The sequence below is a fragment of the Pseudomonas sp. GW822-FHT04H02 genome (genome assembly GCF_058800645.1).
Window position 1 is genome coordinate 31316 of sequence record NZ_JBXAMM010000011.1, and the last position, 17831, is coordinate 49146.

The 17831-nt window shown below is 62.2% G+C and carries 14 protein-coding genes and 1 pseudogene; 2 read left to right on the plus strand and 13 right to left on the minus strand.

Annotated elements, in window-relative coordinates:
* Window positions 1-30: 30 nt before the first annotated feature.
* The 12 genes and pseudogenes from acs to dksA form a co-directional block, all read right to left on the minus strand.
* Window positions 31-1968 carry an acetate--CoA ligase gene (gene acs, locus AC1RMG_RS32065; RefSeq protein ID WP_125063811.1) on the minus strand — a complete coding sequence of 646 codons (1938 nt, stop codon included), beginning with the start codon at window positions 1966-1968 and terminating at the stop codon, window positions 31-33.
* A 128-nt stretch (window positions 1969-2096) separates the two neighbouring features.
* On the minus strand, window positions 2097-3761 hold the full coding sequence (gene pgi / locus AC1RMG_RS32070) for a glucose-6-phosphate isomerase (protein ID WP_011063513.1): 1665 nt from the start codon (window positions 3759-3761) through the stop codon (window positions 2097-2099).
* A gap of 246 nt (window positions 3762-4007) precedes the next feature.
* A pseudogene (locus AC1RMG_RS32075) lies at window positions 4008-4157 on the minus strand (aspartate 1-decarboxylase); the annotation flags it as partial.
* A gap of 123 nt (window positions 4158-4280) precedes the next feature.
* Window positions 4281-5141 (minus strand): pantoate--beta-alanine ligase, encoded by an 861-nt coding sequence (gene panC, locus AC1RMG_RS32080; protein WP_011063512.1) that lies wholly within the window; start codon window positions 5139-5141, stop codon window positions 4281-4283.
* On the minus strand, window positions 5138-5938 hold the full coding sequence (gene panB / locus AC1RMG_RS32085) for a 3-methyl-2-oxobutanoate hydroxymethyltransferase (RefSeq protein WP_015637061.1): 801 nt from the start codon (window positions 5936-5938) through the stop codon (window positions 5138-5140). Before panB ends, panC begins: the two co-directional genes overlap by 4 nt.
* 394 nt (window positions 5939-6332) lie before the next feature.
* A complete protein-coding gene (gene folK, locus AC1RMG_RS32090) occupies window positions 6333-6812 on the minus strand; it encodes a 2-amino-4-hydroxy-6-hydroxymethyldihydropteridine diphosphokinase (RefSeq protein WP_493171051.1) in 480 nt (159 codons plus the stop codon).
* 3 nt (window positions 6813-6815) lie between these two features.
* The gene (locus AC1RMG_RS32095; protein ID WP_011063509.1) at window positions 6816-8207 is read right to left on the minus strand and encodes a polynucleotide adenylyltransferase PcnB; all 1392 of its coding nucleotides are present in this window, start codon (window positions 8205-8207) and stop codon (window positions 6816-6818) included.
* A 745-nt stretch (window positions 8208-8952) separates the two neighbouring features.
* The gene (locus tag AC1RMG_RS32100) at window positions 8953-10380 is read right to left on the minus strand and encodes a sigma-54-dependent transcriptional regulator (RefSeq protein ID WP_011063508.1); all 1428 of its coding nucleotides are present in this window, start codon (window positions 10378-10380) and stop codon (window positions 8953-8955) included.
* A gap of 22 nt (window positions 10381-10402) precedes the next feature.
* Entirely contained in the window at window positions 10403-13357 is a 2955-nt protein-coding gene (locus AC1RMG_RS32105; RefSeq protein ID WP_011063507.1) for a sensor histidine kinase, read from the minus strand.
* Window positions 13341-13517, minus strand: a complete 177-nt coding sequence (locus AC1RMG_RS32110) for a hypothetical protein (RefSeq protein WP_003176118.1) — start codon at window positions 13515-13517, stop codon at window positions 13341-13343. The genes AC1RMG_RS32105 and AC1RMG_RS32110 overlap by 17 nt, the downstream gene beginning before the upstream one ends.
* A gap of 77 nt (window positions 13518-13594) precedes the next feature.
* On the minus strand, window positions 13595-14491 hold the full coding sequence (gene gluQRS, locus AC1RMG_RS32115) for a tRNA glutamyl-Q(34) synthetase GluQRS (protein WP_011063505.1): 897 nt from the start codon (window positions 14489-14491) through the stop codon (window positions 13595-13597).
* A 138-nt stretch (window positions 14492-14629) separates the two neighbouring features.
* Window positions 14630-15070 carry an RNA polymerase-binding protein DksA gene (gene dksA, locus AC1RMG_RS32120; protein WP_011063504.1) on the minus strand — a complete coding sequence of 147 codons (441 nt, stop codon included), beginning with the start codon at window positions 15068-15070 and terminating at the stop codon, window positions 14630-14632.
* Window positions 15071-15412: 342 nt separating this feature from the next.
* Between dksA and AC1RMG_RS32125 the strand changes: the two genes are divergently transcribed.
* Both AC1RMG_RS32125 and sfsA read left to right on the plus strand, forming a co-directional pair.
* Window positions 15413-16585 (plus strand): pyridoxal phosphate-dependent aminotransferase, encoded by a 1173-nt coding sequence (locus AC1RMG_RS32125; protein WP_011063503.1) that lies wholly within the window; start codon window positions 15413-15415, stop codon window positions 16583-16585.
* Window positions 16585-17298 carry a DNA/RNA nuclease SfsA gene (gene sfsA / locus AC1RMG_RS32130; protein WP_493171053.1) on the plus strand — a complete coding sequence of 238 codons (714 nt, stop codon included), beginning with the start codon at window positions 16585-16587 and terminating at the stop codon, window positions 17296-17298. Before AC1RMG_RS32125 ends, sfsA begins: the two co-directional genes overlap by 1 nt.
* Here sfsA and AC1RMG_RS32135 read toward each other — a convergent pair.
* Window positions 17295-17612 (minus strand): Rieske (2Fe-2S) protein, encoded by a 318-nt coding sequence (locus tag AC1RMG_RS32135; protein WP_015637056.1) that lies wholly within the window; start codon window positions 17610-17612, stop codon window positions 17295-17297. The two genes, sfsA and AC1RMG_RS32135, sit on opposite strands and share 4 nt — an antisense overlap.
* Window positions 17613-17831 lie beyond the last annotated feature (219 nt).

A 17831-nucleotide genomic window follows, 5' to 3' on the forward strand; every position in this document is an offset into this window, starting at 1 on the left:
AAAAGAAGCGCGGCGGATGCCGCGCCGGTTTCAAACGTTCAGGCGTTTGTCGATCAGGCCGTCCACCACGCTGGGGTCCGCCAGGGTCGAAGTGTCACCCAGGGTATCCAGTTCGTTGCAGGCGATCTTGCGCAGGATACGCCGCATGATCTTGCCCGAGCGAGTTTTCGGCAGGGCCGGAGCCCACTGGATCAGCTCCGGCTTGGCGAAACTGCCGATCTCGCGGCTGACCAGGGCCAGCAGTTCCTTCTTCAGTGCCTCGTCGGGCTCGACGCCCTGCATCGGTGTGACGAAGGCATAGATTCCCTGGCCCTTGAGATCATGGGGGTAACCGACCACCGCCGCTTCGGCGATGCTGTCGTGCAGCACCAGGGCGCTTTCCACTTCGGCGGTGCCGATGCGGTGCCCGGAAACGTTGATCACGTCGTCGATGCGCCCGGTGATCCAGTAGCTGCCATCCTCGTCGCGCCGGGCACCATCACCGGTGAAGTAATAGCCGGGGTAGGGAGCGAAATAGGTTTCGACCATGCGCTTGGGATCGCCATAGACGCTACGGATCTGCGCCGGCCAACTGGCCTTGATTGCCAGGATGCCGCTGCCTGCCCCATGGATTTCCTTGCCCTGGTCGTCCAGCAGCACCGGTTGTACGCCGAACATCGGGGTCGAGGCGCATCCGGGCTTGATCTGCCGGGCGCTGACCAGGGGGCTGAGCATGATGCCGCCGGTTTCGGTCTGCCACCAGGTATCGACAATCGGGCAGCGTTGTTCGCCGACCACGTTGAAATACCACTCCCAGGCTTCCGGGTTGATCGGCTCGCCGACGCTGCCGAGCAAGCGCAGGCTGGCGCGGGAGGTGTTCTGTAGCGGGGCGCTGCCTTCGCGCATCAGGGCACGCAGAGCGGTGGGCGCGGTGTAGAAGATGTTCACCTGATGCTTGTCCACCACCTCCCAGAAACGCGAGGTGCTGGGGTAGTTGGGCACGCCTTCGAAGATCAGCGTGGTCGCGCCGTTGGCCAGGGGGCCGTAGAGGATGTAGCTGTGGCCGGTGACCCAGCCGACGTCGGCGGTGCACCAGAAGACCTCACCGTCGCGGTAGTCCAGCACGTACTTGAAGGTCATGGCGGCCTGTAGCAGGTAGCCGCCGGTGGTGTGCAGCACGCCCTTGGGTTTGCCGGTGCTGCCGGAGGTGTAGAGGATGAACAGCGGATCTTCGGCGTCCATCGGCTCGGGGGCGCATTGGTTGCTGGCGCCAGCCACGGCCTGTTCATAGGAAATGTCGCGATCTGGCACCCAGTTCACCGGGTTGCGGGAGCGTTCGACCACCAGCACGCTGCTGACATCCGGGCAACTGAGCAGGGCCTTGTCGACGTTGCTCTTCAGCGGAATCAGTTTGCCGCCGCGCACGCCTTCATCGGCGGTGATCACGGTGCGGCAGTCGGCGTTGAGAATGCGGTCGCGCAGGGCCTCCGGCGAAAAACCGCCGAACACCACCGAATGCACCGCGCCGATCCGGGTGCAGGCGAGCATGGCGTAGGCCACTTCGGGAATCATCGGCATGTAGATGCACACCCGGTCGCCCTTCTTCACGCCACGGCTTTTCAGCACGTTGGCCAGGCGGCAGACCCGGTCGTGGAGTTCCTGGTAGGTGATGCGCTGGGAGTCTGCCGGGTTGTCACCTTCCCAGATGATCGCCGCCTGATTGCCGCGTTTTTCCAGATGACGGTCGATGCAGTTGTAGCTGACGTTGAGTTGGCCACCGCGAAACCAGTTGGCCTCGCCGGTGCGCATGTCGTGGCTGTGGACGCTGTCCCAGGGGCTGCTCCAGTGCAGGAAACGCCTGGCCTGCTCGGCCCAGAACTGGTCCGGCTGCTCAATGGACTGGCGGTAGAGGTGGTGGTAGTCGTCCTGGCTCATTTGTGCCGCCCGGCGGACGGCATCGGCTTTCGGAAAAGTGCTGATATCGAACATGACGGTTCCTTATTCTTGTTTTGCGACAAGTCATAAGGGTGCGCACAAGTGCCGGGAAGGTTCAAGTGGGGAAGGGCCGGGGCCCGGACAGGAGCCGGTGTGGCCGGCTCCTGGGGTGACAGGGTCGATCAGCCGCGGTGACGGCCGCGGAAGTAGTTGATCAGGCCTTGGGTCGATGCGTCGTCGGCCAGGGTTTCGTCGCTGCCGACCAGGCGGTTGTAGACGCCTTTGCCCAGCTCCTTGCCCAGCTCCACGCCCCACTGGTCGAAGGCGTTGATGCCCCAGACCACGCTTTGCACGAAGACCTTGTGTTCATACAGCGCCACCAGTGCGCCAAGGCGCCGCGGGCTGATGCGCTCCACCACCAGGGTGTTGCTCGGACGGTTGCCGGGAATCACCTTGTGCGGTGCCAGTTTCGCGATTTCGGCTTCGCTCAGGCCTTTCTCGCGCAGTTCGCTCTCGGCTTCGGCGCGGGTCTTGCCCAGCATCAGTGCCTGGCTCTGGGACAGGCAGTTGGCGTACAGCCACTGATGGTGGTCGGCCACCGGGTTGAAGCTGACGATCGGCACGATGAAGTCGGCCGGAATCAATTGGGTGCCCTGGTGCAGCAACTGGTGGTAGGCATGCTGGCCGTTGCAGCCCACGCCGCCCCAGATCACCGGGCCGGTATCGGTGGCCACCGGGGTGCCGTCCTGGCGCACGCTCTTGCCGTTGGATTCCATGTCCAATTGTTGCAAGTGCTTGGTGATGTTGCGCAGGTAGTGGTCGTACGGCAGGATCGCGTGGCTCTGCGCGCCCCAGAAATTGCCGTACCACACGCCCAGCAGCGCCAGCAGCACCGGCATGTTCTGTTCGAATGGGGCGCTCTGGAAATGCTGGTCCATGGTGTAGGCACCGGACAGCAGCTCCTTGAAGTTGGACATGCCGATGGCCAGGGCGATCGGCAGGCCGATGGCGGACCACAGCGAGTAGCGCCCGCCGACCCAGTCCCACATCGGGAAGATGTTCTCTTCGCGAATGCCGAAGGCCACTGCCGCCGCATTGTTGCTCGACACGGCGATGAAGTGGCGGTGCAGTTCGGCCTCCGAGCCGCCCTGGGCCAGGTACCAGGCCCGTGCTGCCTGGGCGTTCTTCAGGGTTTCGAGGGTATTGAAAGACTTGGAGGAAACGATGAATAGCGTAGTTTCTGCACGGATTTTCGCAGAAAGCTCATGGAACTCGCTGCCATCGATGTTCGCCAGGTAATGGCAGCGCACGCCTTTCTGGGCGTAGGACAACAGCGCTTCGGAAACCAGCTCCGGGCCGAGGAAGGAGCCGCCGATGCCGATGTTCACCACGTCGGTGATGGGCTTCTCGGTGTAGCCGCGCCACAGGCCGTCGTGGATGCGGCCCACCAGCTCGGTGATCTGGTTCAGTACCTTGTGCACTTCGGGCATCACGTTGACACCGTTCACCGACAGCTTGTCGCCCACCGGGCGGCGCAGTGCGGTGTGCAAGGCCGGGCGGCCTTCGGAAGCGTTGACCAGTTCGCCGGTGATCATGGACTTGATGGCGTCTGAAAGGCCGACTTCCTTGGCCAGGTTCACCAGCAGGTCGCGGGTTTCGCTGGTGATCAGGTTCTTCGAATAGTCGAGAAACAGCCCGCAGCTGCTCAGGGTGAATTGGCTGAAGCGCTGCGGATCGGCATTGAACGCCTCGCGCATGCTGAAATCCTGCATGGCTTGGCGGTGGTCTTTCAACGCTTGCCAGGCGGGCAGAGCGGTAACGTCATGAGGAGTGCGGTAGTACGCCATCGCTGCGGTTTTCCTTTTGCTTGAACTGCCTTTTGGACACTGAAAAGCCCGGAACGTCCTGCGCGGTCTCAAGGACCCGTTGGGCCGGCCCTGTGCTGATACGTTTAATCACTCGGGGGGATAACAGTAACCCCGGCGTGCTGTTCTGTCTTGGCTTTGTCCGACTGGTGGCCAGTACTATTTTGTACTCAGCGGGCCTGCCTGGTCTGGATTCGGGCTTTCAATGGGTAGAAATAGGGGGAAGCGTCAGGCGACCTGATCCGCAATCGCAGGGCTGGTAAGGCTCTGCTCATTGCCAGGGGCCATGTGCAGCATGCGCGGCTTGAAACCGAGCAGTTCGGCTTCACTGCAGGGAGCATAGGTACAGAGGGTCGCTCGATCACCGACCTTGGCCTTGAACATGATGGTGTACATGGGGTGTTCCCTGGGGCAGATCCTTGAACGGGGCCCGCAGTCATGGGCTGCAGGCCCCAGCCGGCGGCAGTTTGCCCGAAGGTTGGAGTTCGGGCAATCGGGCGTTCATGCCGGTGTGTCGAGGTCCAGGTGCAGGTTGTCGATCAACCGTGTCGCGCCCAGATAGGCTGCCACAAGAATCACCAGTTCACGGTCTTGCGCGGTGGCTGGACGCAGGTTCTGTGCCTGGCGGATTTCCAGGTAGTCACGGCGCAGACCGGCGGCTTCAAGCTGCTGCTGTTGTTCGGCCACAAGCTTGGGATAGTCGCGTTCGCCGTTCCTGATGGCCTGGGCAATCTGGCTCAGGCTGCGGTACAGCACCGGGGCGATAGCGCGCTGCTCTTCGCTCAGGTAGCCGTTGCGCGACGACAGGGCGAGGCCGTCGGCGGCACGTACCGTTGGCTCACCGATGATCTGGATCGGCATGTTCAGGTCGTGCACCAGGGCCCGAATCACTGCCAACTGTTGGTAGTCCTTCTGGCCAAACACCGCGAGATCGGGCTGGACCATGTTGAACAGCTTGCTGACCACTGTAGCCACGCCTTCGAAATGCCCGGGACGGCTGGCGCCGCACAGGCCTTCGGACAGCTGGGGAACGCTGACCCGGGTCTGCCCGGCCATGCCGTCGGGGTACATTTCTTCGACGGTGGGGGCAAACAGCAGGTGGCAACCGGCTTCCAGCAATTTTTCCTGGTCGGCGGCGAGGGTGCGTGGGTACTTGTCCAGGTCTTCGCCGGCACCGAACTGCAGTGGGTTGACGAAGATGCTGGCGACCACGAAGTCCACCCGCTGGGCGGCTTTGGCCACCAGGGCGGCGTGGCCACTGTGCAGGTTGCCCATGGTGGGCACGAAGCCGATCCGCTTGCCCTCACTGCGCGCGCGGGCGACCGCGGCGCGCAATTCGCGCACGGTTTTGACTGTATTCATGCAGAGAACCCGTGTTCGGCGCCAGGGAAGGTGACGGCTTTGACTTCTTCGACATAGGCGCTCAAGGCGGCCTGGATACTGTCCTTGCCTGCCATGAAGTTCTTCACGAACTTCGGCGAGCGGCCGCTGAGGGACAGCCCCAGCATGTCGTGGAGCACCAGGACCTGGCCGTCGGTAGCACTGCCGGCACCGATACCTATTACCGGGATCTTCACCGCCTGGGTGATTTCCGCCGCCAGCTCGCTGGGCACGCACTCCAGCAGCAGCATTGCCGCGCCGGCCTGCTCCAGGGCGATGGCATCGGCACGCATCTGCCGCGCCTGGCTTTCATTGCGGCCCTGCACCTTGTAGCCGCCCAGAACGTTCACGGTCTGTGGCGTCAGCCCCATGTGCACGCAGACCGGCACTCCACGCTCGTTCAGCAGGCGCACAGGCTCGGCCAGCCAGGCTGCGCCTTCGATCTTGAGCATATGGGCGCCGGCCTGCATCAGCTGGGCCGAACTGCTCAGGGCCTGTTCAGTGGTGGCGTAGGACATGAATGGCAGGTCGGCCAGGATCAGCGCCCCGTTGTTGCCGCGCTTGACCGCCGCGACGTGATAGGCCATGTCAGCGGTGCTGACGGGCAGTGTGCTGTCGTGTCCTTGCAGCACCATGCCCAGGGAGTCGCCTACCAGCAGGACTTCGACGCCTGCCTCGCAGCAGGTGTGGGCGAAGGTGGCGTCGTAGCAGGTCAGCATGGTGATTTTCTCACCTTTCTGCTTGAGGCTTTGCAGGGTGGTCAGAGTGATATCTGGCATGAAAGGGGTCCTCATTTCAGGCGCTTTGGAAACTACTGCGAGTAACGCGCGTGATTCTTCGTTATTCAGGCGCACGGTCTTTTGTCGTGCTTATACAGCCTGGTTCCAAGCGATTTGAACGGGCTTGCGGGAGTCGCGCCTGTGGCGTCGGGCCCATCATTCTGTGCCCAGAAGAGGTGCCATGCCAGCGGGTGCCACCGCCGTTGCACAACTGCCCCTGCCTGGCGTTTCCCGGGCTCGCCGCGAACCGGCCTCACTTGAATTGCGCCCTTTAGCGCCGTGATGGCGGCAACGGGACGCCTATAGTCGTGAGGAGAACTCGGGAAGTCAATTAGATGTGTTACCGCATTGTTACGCTGCCAGTGTTACCGCCGTTACTGATGCGTTTCAGCGGTCAGGCCAGGCGTTCCAGGCCGACAAATGGGCAGGCAGCGAGCAGTTCGTGCAGGGTGCGGCCGTCAGCCAGTTGCAGGTCGGCAGGGGCCAGTTCCGCCAACGGGTAGAGCACGAAGGGGCGTGCCTGCATGTGGTAATGGGGGACTTTGAGGCGGGGTTCGTCGATCAGTCGATCGCCGAACAACAGGATGTCCAGATCCAGGGTACGTGGGCCCCAGCGCTCATTTCGCTCACGGCCTTGCTGGTTTTCGATGGCCTGCAAGGCGTCCAGCAGGGCTAGCGGCGCCAGCGCGCTGTCCAGCGCCGCGACGGCGTTGGTATAGCGTGGCTGGCCTGGGAGCAATGAGTCGCTCTGGTAGAAGGCCGATACGCTGTGCAGGCGGCTTTCGGGCAACTGCGCGAGGGCCTCGGTGGCACTGCGCAGTTGTGCTTCAGGGGCTGCCAGATTGCTGCCCATGCCGATATAGATGCGTTCCATCTATTACTCGCCCGATGCGCCGCTGCTGCGCTTGCGCTTGGCACCGCTGCTGCGCCGGCGCTTGCGTGGCGCGCCACTGGCGTCTTCCTTGCCGCTGAGGTCGCGGATCATGTCGCGGCGTTCGGCGTCATTGGCGTCCTGATAGTCGGTCCACCATTCTCCCAGGCCATCGGTCTGCTCGCCGGCGCTTTCGCGCAGCAGCAGGAAGTCGTAGCCGGCACGGAAGCGCGGATTGTCCAGCAACTGGTCGGCGCGCTTGCCGCTGCGCCGTGGCAGGCGTTCCTGCATATCCCAGATTTCGCGGATCGGCATGGTGAAACGCTTGGGAATAGCGATGCGCTGGCACTGTTCGGCGATCAGCTCGTGGGCGGCTTCCTGCATGGCCGGAATCGGCGGCATGCCACGCTCCTGCAGGCGCAGCACCCGGGCCGGCAGGGCTGGCCAGAGCAGGGCGGCGAACAGGAAGGCTGGGGTCACCGGCTTGTTCTGCTTGATCCGCAGGTCGGTGTTGACCAAGGCTTCGCTGATCAGCGTATGGGTGTAGGTCGGGTTGTACTCCAGGGCTTCGGCGCTGGCCGGGAACAACGGGTCGAACAGTTGCAGGTCCACCAGCATTTCGAAGGTGTCCGCCGCGTAGCCGGAGAGGAACAGCTTGAGCACTTCTTCGAACAGGCGCGCCGAGGGGATTTCCCGCAGCATCGGTGCCAGTTCGCGAATGGGCGCGGCGGTGTGTTTCTCGATGCCGAAGTTCAGTTTCGCTGCAAAGCGTACTGCTCGAAGCATACGTACCGGGTCTTCCTGATAACGCTGGCGAGGATCGCCGATCAGGCGGATCAGGTTGTTGCGAATGTCGTGTACGCCATTGGCGTAATCGAGAATGCGTTCGCTGACCGGATCGTAGTACAGGGCATTGATGGTGAAGTCGCGACGTTGCGCGTCCTCTTCCAGGGTGCCATAGACGTTGTCCCGCAGGATCCGCCCGCTTTCGTTGCGCGATGACTGGTTACTGTCCTCGTCGTCTTCGTTTTGCGGGTGATTGGCGCGGAAAGTCGCAACTTCGATGATTTCGCGACCGAAGTGGATGTGCACCAGCTTGAAACGCCGACCAATGATGCGCGCGTTACGGAACTCGGCCTTGACCTGTTCCGGCGTGGCGCTGGTGGCGACGTCGAAGTCCTTGGGGGTGATATTGAGCAGCATGTCGCGCACGCAGCCACCCACCAGGTAGGCCTGGTAGCCGGCGTTCTGCAGGCGTTCGACGATATTCACCGCATACCGGCTGAACTGGGCACGTTGCAGCGAATGCTGGCTGCTATTGAGCACTTCAGGCGTGCTGCGTTTATGTTGCGTACGACGCAAGGGAGAACGGAATGACTGGAACAGCTTCTTCAGCATGGGATGCACTGTTTGAAGGAATATTCGGCCAAAACGAAGAGTGGCCGCATGATGGGCGGGGATTCTAGCATTTAGTCGAAGGATGGTGTAGGAAGCTGCCGCGACTTGTACAGGCTGGCGCTGAGCTGCGGTTTGGCGAGGTTGGATGGGGGGCGGGGGAGTGAAAACACGAATTCCGGAAACCACAAGGGGAGCCGAAGCTCCCCCAGAATAGTTGCGTGCTCTATTTTTATTATTGGTTTCGGGCTTCTTGTTTTTGTTAAACGCCCTTGTCATCTGGTTTACCCAGGATGACCCTCCCAATCGGGAGCCAAGAGCAAACGGATTGCTTTGATCGCTGAGTTGCAATGACCTTTCGATCCAACCAGTTCAGGCTCTGCCTTAGGGCAGTTTTTGTTGTTCTCGGCCTGGTTGTGGGGCAAGCCCCAAATACAACGCCTCTCCAAAAGAATCAGTTAGCTGCGCCTCCGCCGTGTTGTTTTTATTATGCGTGAGTCGATTCGTCTTATTTTTATTGTCTTGTGCATTGCTTGTTATTGTTCTTGTACCAAACATATAGCAGGTGCCGTGCCAACTTTTGCGATCCCCAGTAAAACAAGGGGTTAGGCGTGCCGTTGGGTGTTTTTCAGGGCAAAAAAAACCGGGGCTTCGTTACCTTTAGCCCCGGTTCCTGTTACGTGCGATGGAGCAGGTAACAGTTTTTTTCACAAAAGCGAGTGTTACCCGCGTTTTCGTCAGCCGTGGTTCAGCTTTCGCTGGCGACCCCACTCTTGCGCCGTGGGATGCCCAGGCGCTGACGACGTTCCCACAGGCATTTGCGGCTGACGCCCAGTTTGCGTGCCAGCTCGGTCTCGGTCATGTGGTCCTGGTGTTCGAGGACGAAGTGCTGGAAGTAGTCCTCCAGAGACAGGTCTTCGGTCGGTTCGTGGCTGGTGTTACCCGCTTGTGGGGGCAGGCCGACGAAGTCGTCGTCTTCCAGGTCGCTCAGTTCGATGTCGATGCCCAGCAGGTCGGCCGAGATTTCCGGGCTTTCGCACAGAATGACCGCACGCTCGACAGCGTTCTCCAGTTCGCGCACGTTCCCCGGCCAGGAGTAATGGCGGATGGCCTGTTCTGCATCGGCGGCGAACTTAAGGTCCGTGCGGCCGACGCGTGCGCTCTGGCGGGCCAGAAAGGCATTGGCAATTTCATTGACGTCTGCACCGCGCTCACGCAGGGCCGGCAGTTTCAGGGCAATCACGTGCAGGCGGTAGTACAGGTCTTCACGGAACTGGCCTATTTTCGACAGGCTTTTCAGGTCGCGGTGAGTGGCTGCAATCAGGCGCACATCGACTTTCTGTGACTGTACCGAGCCGACACGGCGGATCTCGCCTTCCTGCAGTACTCGCAGCAATCGCGCCTGCGCCTCCAGCGGTAGCTCGCCAATCTCGTCGAGGAACAGGGTGCCGCCGTCCGCAGCTTCTACCAGGCCGGCACGGCCGGCGCTGGCGCCGGTGAACGCGCCTTTCTCGTGGCCGAACAGTTCGGACTCGATCAGAGTTTCCGGAATGGCTGCGCAGTTCACCGAAATCATCGGTGCCTTGGCACGCTTGGACAGGTTGTGCAGGGCCCGGGCTACCAGTTCCTTGCCGGTACCGGATTCACCCTGAATCAGTACATTGGAGTCAGTGGGCGCCACTTTGCGGATCTTGCTGTACAGATCCTGCATGGGAGCGCAGGAACCGATGATGCCGATTTCGCCATTGTTGTTGCCCGCACCGGCCCGCTCCGCAGTGGCGCCAGCCTTGGCGGCCGGACGGTCTGGCGGGGCATTTTCGGCGCTTTGCCGATCCCGCAGGATCCGCGCCACGGCCTGGAGCATTTCATCGTGGTCGAACGGCTTGGCGATGTAGTCCACCGCGCCCATTTTCATCGAGTCCACGGCTGAGCGCAGGCTGGCGTAGCTGGTCATGATCAGCACCGGAGTGCCCTGGCCGAGCTTGATCAATTCGGTGCCCGGGGCGCCTGGCAGGCGCAAGTCACTGACGATCAGATCGAAAGTGGGAATGCTGAAGCGTTCCTGTGCCTCCTGCACTGAGCCGGCTTCGCTGACCTGGTACTGGTTGCGTTCCAGCAGGCGGCGCAGGGCGGAGCGGATAATGGTTTCGTCTTCGACGATCAGAATATGCGGCATTGATTCAATTCTCTCGACGGTCTCAGTTCACAGCGGACGTCGCTTCGACATGACGCGGTAAAGTCACCCGGATACGGGTGCCGCGTTGGCTTTGAGGATCGGCCGGGCTGTCGATGGTGATTTGTCCATAATGCTCTTCAACGATGGAATAGACCAGTGCAAGGCCCAGACCGGTGCCTTCCCCAGGGTCCTTGGTGGTGAAAAACGGTTCGAACAATCGGTCCATGATGTTCTTCGGAATGCCGCTGCCTTCGTCCTCCACGATCAGGTCGACCGTGTGCTCGAAAGCCTCGCTCTTGACGCGTACCGCGCTGCCAGGAGGGGAGGCGTCGCGGGCGTTGGAAAGGAGGTTGATCAGTACCTGGGCAAGGCGCTGGGGATCACCGTCGACCCAGTGGTCGGGATCGCACAGGTTGAAGAACTGCACCTCGAAATTGCGCCGGTTCAACGCCAGCAGGCCAATGGCGTCCTGGGCCACTTCGGCCAGGCACACCGCCTCGTCGTTGTGCTGATGGCTGCCGGCGTGGGCGAAGCTCATCAGCGACTGGACGATGCGCGAGATGCGTTTGGTCTGTTCGAGGATCTGCTCGCTGATTTCCGTCAGTTCGCCGTCCTCTTCCCGTTCTTCGCGCAGGTTCTGCGCCAGGCAGGCGATGCCGGTAATCGGGTTGCCGATCTCATGGGCCACCCCGGCCGCCAGGCGCCCGATGCTGGCCAGGCGTTCGGAGTGCACCAGCTTGTCTTCCAGGGTCTGGGTTTCGGTCAGGTCTTCCACCAGCAGTACCAGGCCGCTGTTGCCCGGGGCCAGAGGCTCATCGATGGCGGCCTTGTGCAGGTTCAGCCAGCGAGTCTGGCCATCGAGGGCCAGGTGCTGTTTGTGCAAGTGTTCGTCCGGCAGGTTGATAAAGCCCTGCAGCAGGTCCTTCCACGGGTTGGTAATGGTGCTCAGGCGTGAGCCCACCACGTGCTGGGCTGGTATGCCGGTGAGCTCCTCCATGGCCTTGTTCCACATGAGGATCTCCTGGTCCTTGGCCAGGGAGCAGACCCCCATCGGCAGCTCTTGCAGGGTTTGCCGGTGATAGCGGCGCAGGGCATCGAGCTCGGCGGCCAGGCCGGTGAGGCGTGAGTGGTAGTCCTCCAGCCGGCTTTCGATGAAGTGGATGTCCTCGGTGACGTAGTTTTCTCCACCGGCCTTGTAGGGCAGGAAGGTTTCCACCATGTCCTGGGCGACGCTGGGGCCCATCAATCCGGACAGGTTGGCTTCGATGCGGTCGCGCAGGCGCCGCAGGGCGTAAGGTCGGCGTTCGTCAAAGGGCAGATACAGATCACGCAGGGCCTGCTCCACTTCCTTCTGGGCTGCCTTGGCCCCCAGCGGCTTGGCCAGTTGGGTGGCGAACTCCTGGGGCGAGGCGGCGTGCAGTTCCCGGCGTTGCGGACGGCGCACGTTGTCCACGGCACAAGCTTCGGCGGCGCTGGCCTCCTCGGTGCTGGCATTGGTGAACAGCGAGATCAGGGTGAACATCAGGACGTTGGCCGCCAGCGAGGCGATGGCCGCCATATGCCAACTGGTGTCGTCCAGGACGTAGATCATGTTCAGCAGCGGGATGTAGAAACCCTGCAGGTTGCCGATCAAAGGCAGCAGCATGGTCACCAGCCACACCAGGATCCCCGCCAGCAGGCCGGCGATGAAGCCCCGGCGGTTGGCGGTCGGCCAGTACAGTACCGACAGCACGCCCGGAAGAAATTGCAAGGTGGCGACGAAGGCCACGATCCCCAGGTTGGCCAGGTCCTGCTCGGCGCCCAGCAGCAGGTAGAAGGCGTAGCCGGCCATGATAATGGCGACGATGAGGGCGCGGCGGGTCCACTTCAGCCAGCGGTAGATGTTGCCCTCCGCCGGCGGCTGGTAGAGCGGCAGCACCAGGTGGTTCAGGGCCATCCCCGAGAGCGCCAGGGTGGTGACGATGATCAGGCCGCTGGCGGCCGACAGCCCGCCGACATAGGCCAGCAGAGCCAGGGCCGGGCTGTTGGCGGCGATGCCGATGCCCAGGGTGAAGTATTCCGGGTTGGTGGTAGCGCCGAGCTTGAGGCCGGCCCAGAGAATCAGCGGCACTGCCAGGCTCATCAGCAGCAGGAACAGCGGCAGCCCCCAACTGGCGCTGACCAGGGCGCGAGGGTTGAGGTTCTCGGTAAAGGTCATGTGGTACATGTGCGGCATGACGATCGCCGAGGCGAAGAACACCAGTAGCAGGGTGCGCCACGGGCCTTCCTGAAGGGGCGTATGCAGTGCGGCAAGGGCAGTCTGGTTCTGCAGCAGCCAGAGTTCCAGTTGTTGCGGGCCGTCGAATACCCCGTACAGCGCGTACAAGCCGACACCGCCAATGGCGATCAGCTTGATCACCGATTCGAAGGCAATGGCGAACACCAGGCCTTCATGTTTTTCCCGGGTGGCGATATGCCGCGAGCCGAAGAAGATCGTGAACAAGGTGATCAGCGCGCAAAAGCTCAGCGCCACCCGATGTTGCACCGGCTCGTGGGTGAGAATGCCAATGGAGTCGGCCACGGCCTGGATCTGCAGCGCCAGTAATGGCAGCACGCCGATCAGCATGAAGATCGTGGTCAGCGCACCGGCCCAGGTACTGCGAAAACGGAAGGCGAACAGGTCGGCCAGGGATGAAAGCTGGTAGGTGCGGGTGATTTTCAGGATCGGGTAGAGCAGTACCGGTGCCAGCAGGAAGGCCCCGGAAACCCCCAGGTAGCTGGACAGGAAGCCATAGCCGTACTGGTAGGCCAGGCCGACCGTGCCGTAGAACGCCCAGGCGCTGGCATAGACCCCGAGTGACAGGGTGTAGGTCAGCGGGTGGCGAATGATCGAGCGGGGGATCATCCCGCGCTCACTGATCCAGGCAACGCCGAACAGCACCGCCAGGTAGGCGGCGCTGATCAGGATCATCTGGGTCAGGCTAAAGCTCATCGGCATCTTTTTGGCTCTGCAGGATGAAGGTCACGACGATCAGAATCAGCCAGAGCAGATACGGGCGATACCAGGCGCCAGTAGCATCGATCCACCAATCCATGATGGCGGGGGAGAACAGATAGATCCCCACTACCAGGAGCAGGACCAAGCGATAGATGTACATCTCGGCCTCTCTTTATTGTGTGCGTGCCCGAAAACGTGCGGCGATGGTAACGGATGGGCGCCAAGCTGCAAGTGGCGTCAGCTTAATTGCGCTTCCGGCACGCTCAGTGTGCGTGGAATCAGGGCGGCATCCCAGTGGGCCATGCCCCAGGCCATTATCTGCGCGACGCTGGCGCCATCGAGGTCGGCCGGTGGCTTCTGGCCCAGTGCCCGCAGGGCGCGCAGCAGCAGGGGCGGGGCCTGATCCTCGGTCAGCGGGGGCGAGCGGTAGGACTTGCCCAGTTTGTGCCCGTCCGGCTGGGTGATCAGCGGTACATGCAAGTAGCGGGGCTGGGAAAGGCCCAGCAGTTCCTGCAGGTACAGCTGGCGCGGTGTGGAATCCAGCAGGTCGGCGCCGCGCACGATATCAGTGATGCCTTGCCAGGCATCGTCGAGCACCACGGCCAGTTGGTAAGCGTAGAGACCGTCGCGGCGGCGGATCACGAAGTCCCCCACTTCCCGGCCCAGGTGCTGGCGGTATTCGCCCTGGACCCGGTCGACGAAGCGATACTCCAGTTCGGGTACCCGCAGGCGGATCGCGGCGTCGTCCTGGGCGTGGCCGAGGTTGCGGCACAGTCCCGGGTAAATGCCATGGTAGGGCTCCAGCTGTTTGCGCGAACAGGTGCAGGCATAGGCCAGGCCCTGCTGGAACAGGCGATTGAGGACTTCGCCATAGGCGTCGTGGCGATCGCTCTGGCGGATCATCTGCCCGTCCCATTCGAAGCCGTAGCTTTCCAGAGCCTTGAGAATGGCCGCCTGGGCACCGGGCTCTTCCCTGGGCGGGTCAAGGTCCTCCATGCGCAGCAGCCAGCGGCCGCCGACGGCGCGGGCATCAAGATAGGAGGCAAGCGCGGCAACCAGAGAGCCGAAATGCAGATAGCCGCTGGGAGTGGGGGCGAAGCGCCCGATGTACGAGGAAGAGGTGGAGGCAGTCATGGAGCGGATGTTACTTCGTCTGGCCCCGGGGTGACGATGGTGCCGGGGGATCGCTTTGGCGAGCGGGCTTGCCCTTGCAGGGAAGGCAGAAACGAAAACGGAGCGTGGGTACGCTCCGTTTCAGGTTCCAGCCGGCGATTACTTGCCGACCTGTTTTTCCTTGATTTCCGCCAGTGTCTTGCAGTCGACGCACATGTCGGCGGTTGGGCGGGCTTCCAGCCGGCGGATACCGATCTCGACGCCGCAGGATTCGCACCAGCCGTATTCTTCGTCTTCGATCAGTTGCAGGGTCTTGTCGATCTTCTTGATCAACTTGCGCTCGCGATCGCGGGCCCGCAGTTCGAGGCTGAACTCTTCTTCCTGGCTGGCACGGTCAGCCGGGTCGGGGAAGTTGGCCGCTTCGTCTTTCATGTGATCAACAGTGCGGTCGACTTCCTGCATCAAGTCCTGTTTCCACTTGTTCAGGATCTTGGTGAAGTGCTCGCGCATGGGCTTGCCCATGTACTCTTCGCCCGCAGTTTCAACGTAAGGTTCAAAACCGCTGATCGATTGAATCTGTTGCTTTGCTTGGGTGGGCATGAATGGACCGCCTCTACTCTTGTAATCCATTGCGCAGGATTGCTCCATCTCCGACACTTGCCGGCCCTGCGGCTGCAAGCGGGCGAACTTACCAGATCAAACCAGAGCGCGCTACTCCCGGTTGTCGAGCCTATGTCCTGCTTCGTCCATGGATATGGGAAAAGCCTGACATGGCTTGCTGATCGGTTCGTTCAATCATTGATTTTAGTCAAGTCTGCGGGTTGTGTTGGCGCCAGTTGGCGCAAGCAACAGACCGCTCGGATCCGCCTGGGTTCTCCCGGGCTTGATCACATGGGTAGAATCGGTCCTTTGCTCCCCCCTCGAATCAATGAAGGAAGGCTAATGGCTCAGCCCTACAGTGCGCGTAGTCGCGCTATCGAACCTTTCCATGTCATGGCCTTGCTGGCCCGCGCCAATGAGCTGCAAGCCGCCGGGCATGATGTGATTCACCTGGAAATCGGCGAACCGGACTTCACCACCGCCGAGCCGATCATCAAGGCCGGGCAGGCCGCGCTGAGCGCCGGCAAGACGCGCTACACCGCAGCCCGCGGAATTCCCGAGCTGCGAGGGGCGATTTCCGGCTTTTATCAGCAGCGTTACGGCCTGGACATCGATCCCGAGCGGATCATGATCACCCCCGGTGGTTCCGGTGCCCTGCTGTTGACCAGCAGCCTGCTGGTGGACCCGGGCAAGCACTGGCTGCTGGCGGACCCGGGTTATCCGTGCAACCGGCATTTTCTGCGTCTGGTGGAAGGGGCTGCGCAGTTGGTCCCGGTGGGGCCGGATGTGCGTTACCAACTGACGCCGGACCTGGTGGAGCGCTATTGGGATCAGGACAGCGTGGGCGCCCTGGTGGCCTCGCCGGCGAACCCCACCGGCACGGTCCTGAGCCGGGACGAGTTGGCGGGGTTGTCCACCGCGATCAAGGCTCGCAACGGGCATCTGGTGGTGGACGAGATCTACCATGGCCTGACCTATGGCACCGATGCCGCCAGCGTTCTGGAAGTGGATGACAGCGCTTTCGTCCTGAATAGTTTCTCCAAATATTTCGGCATGACCGGCTGGCGCCTGGGCTGGCTGGTAGCTCCGCCGGCAGCCGTGGGTGAACTGGAAAAGCTGGCACAGAACCTCTATATCAGTGCGCCGAGCATGGCCCAGTATGCTGCGCTGGCTTGCTTCGAACCGCAGACCCTGGAGATCCTCGAGGAGCGCCGCGCCGAGTTCGGGCGCCGCCGGGATTTCCTGCTGCCAGCCTTGCGTGAGTTGGGCTTCGGCATCGCTGTGGAACCTGAAGGGGCGTTCTACTTGTACGCGGACATCAGCGCCTTCGGCGGTGATGCCTTCGCCTTTTGCCGGCACTTCCTGGAAACCGAGCACCTGGCCTTTACCCCTGGCCTGGACTTCGGCCGGCATCAGGCTGGCCATCATGTGCGCTTTGCCTATACCCAGAGCCTGGAACGCCTGCAGGAGGCGGTTGAGCGTATCGCCCGTGGCCTGCAGAGCTGGCACGCCTGATGCGCTTCGATCCTCCCCTGGAAGAGGGGCGTCTGCTGCGTCGTTACAAGCGCTTCCTGGCGGACATCGAAACCACCACCGGCGAGCTGTTGACCATCCATTGCCCCAATACCGGCTCGATGCTCAATTGCATGGTCGAGGGCGGGCAGGTGTGGTTCAGCCGCTCCAATGACCCCAAGCGCAAGTTGCCGGGCACCTGGGAAATCAGCGAAACCCCTCAAGGCCGCCTGGCCTGCGTCAACACCGGGCGGGCCAACGTGCTGGTGGAAGAAGCCTTGCGCTCGGGGCTTATCAGCGAGTTGAACGGCTTCACCGGGCTCAAGCGCGAGGTGCCTTACGGGCAAGAGAACAGCCGTATCGATTTTCGCCTGGATTACCCGGACGGTCCGGCGTACGTCGAGGTCAAAAGCGTCACCCTGGGCTTCGATGGCACGCCGGTGGCAGCGTTTCCCGATGCCGTGACCCAGCGCGGCGCCAAGCATCTGCGGGAACTGGCGAGCCTGGCCCGGGAGGGCGTGCGGGCGGTTCAGCTGTATTGCGTCAACCTTTCGGGCATCGACGCGGTGCGGCCGGCGCAGGAGATCGATCCGGGTTACGCCGCTGCCCTGCGCGAAGCCCGCGCGGCGGGGGTTGAGGTGCTGGCCTATGGTGTGTGCCTGACGGCCGAGCAAGTGTGCATCGACCGACGTCTTGAAGTGTTGCTCGGGGATTAGAGGTCCACCCAGATCCCCAGGCTGTCTTCATGGCAGCCGATGCTCTCCAGGAACTGGCCGGCGCAAGGTCCGGCCACGCACTCTCCGCTCTCGATCAGAAACAGGGCGCCATGGGTGGCGCACTGGATCAGGCTGGCGCTGGGGTCGAGGAACTGGTCAGCCTGCCACTCCAGCGCCACTCCCCGGTGCGGGCAGCGATTGGCATAGACATAGGCCCGCTGCTCGCGCCGCACGGCGAACAGCTTCAGCCCCGCGAGCTGGAAGCCCCGGCTGCCGGCTTCGGGCAGATCGTTGCCGGCGCAAAGAAATTTCATGGCTATCCTCTTGGTCCGAAGGCTCTGCGTCCAGGCTGTCACAGTTTCTTTCCGGCTGCAGGATGAAACATGTCGGCGCTTGACGGCTAAATGAAAACAATTATCAAATGGCCGCCCCGCCCGTTACGGGGCGCTTGTTCCTTTCGATGCCCGGCCTGTCCGGCATGTCACATGGACAGCAGCTGCGCGGGCCCCCACTTTAATGAAGGAAATGTTCTT

Excerpts from the sequence above, each read along its gene's own strand:
- acs (WP_125063811.1), bottom strand. The coding sequence starts at position 1,968 with ATGTTCGATATCAGCACTTTTCCGAAAGCCGATGCCGTCCGCCGGGCG.
- pgi (WP_011063513.1), bottom strand. The coding sequence starts at position 3,761 with ATGGCGTACTACCGCACTCCTCATGACGTTACCGCTCTGCCCGCCTGG.
- panC (WP_011063512.1), bottom strand. The coding sequence starts at position 5,141 with ATGAATACAGTCAAAACCGTGCGCGAATTGCGCGCCGCGGTCGCCCGC.
- panB (WP_015637061.1), bottom strand. The coding sequence starts at position 5,938 with ATGCCAGATATCACTCTGACCACCCTGCAAAGCCTCAAGCAGAAAGGT.
- folK (WP_493171051.1), bottom strand. The coding sequence starts at position 6,812 with ATGGAACGCATCTATATCGGCATGGGCAGCAATCTGGCAGCCCCTGAA.
- AC1RMG_RS32095 (WP_011063509.1), bottom strand. The coding sequence starts at position 8,207 with ATGCTGAAGAAGCTGTTCCAGTCATTCCGTTCTCCCTTGCGTCGTACG.
- AC1RMG_RS32100 (WP_011063508.1), bottom strand. The coding sequence starts at position 10,380 with ATGCCGCATATTCTGATCGTCGAAGACGAAACCATTATCCGCTCCGCC.
- AC1RMG_RS32105 (WP_011063507.1), bottom strand. The coding sequence starts at position 13,357 with ATGCCGATGAGCTTTAGCCTGACCCAGATGATCCTGATCAGCGCCGCC.
- AC1RMG_RS32110 (WP_003176118.1), bottom strand. The coding sequence starts at position 13,517 with ATGTACATCTATCGCTTGGTCCTGCTCCTGGTAGTGGGGATCTATCTG.
- gluQRS (WP_011063505.1), bottom strand. The coding sequence starts at position 14,491 with ATGACTGCCTCCACCTCTTCCTCGTACATCGGGCGCTTCGCCCCCACT.
- dksA (WP_011063504.1), bottom strand. The coding sequence starts at position 15,070 with ATGCCCACCCAAGCAAAGCAACAGATTCAATCGATCAGCGGTTTTGAA.
- AC1RMG_RS32125 (WP_011063503.1), top strand. The coding sequence starts at position 15,413 with ATGGCTCAGCCCTACAGTGCGCGTAGTCGCGCTATCGAACCTTTCCAT.
- sfsA (WP_493171053.1), top strand. The coding sequence starts at position 16,585 with ATGCGCTTCGATCCTCCCCTGGAAGAGGGGCGTCTGCTGCGTCGTTAC.
- AC1RMG_RS32135 (WP_015637056.1), bottom strand. The coding sequence starts at position 17,612 with ATGAAATTTCTTTGCGCCGGCAACGATCTGCCCGAAGCCGGCAGCCGG.